Annotated in this window: 1 tRNA gene; it reads left to right on the plus strand. The window is 44.7% G+C overall.

From position 1 onward, the window contains the following. Nucleotides 1-105 precede the first annotated feature (105 nt). Nucleotides 106-181, plus strand: a tRNA-Ala gene (locus HMPREF0072_RS10990). Nucleotides 182-208 lie beyond the last annotated feature (27 nt).

The raw sequence follows: 208 nt of genomic DNA on the forward strand, positions 1-208 counted from the left end.
GGGGAGAGGGTACGCTCTCTCCCCACAGACAGAAAAGAAAAAACAAAAATCATTGATATTTAAACTGGTTTTTCGAAAGAACCAAAAAACGAAAACACAAATCATGGGGATATAGCTCAGCTGGGAGAGCACCTGCCTTGCACGCAGGGGGTCAAGAGTTCGAATCTCTTTATCTCCACCAAGCAAATTCGCAAGCGAATTTGCACCG

It is taken from the genome of Anaerococcus lactolyticus ATCC 51172 (assembly GCF_000156575.1).
Lineage (GTDB): Bacteria > Bacillota > Clostridia > Tissierellales > Peptoniphilaceae > Anaerococcus > Anaerococcus lactolyticus.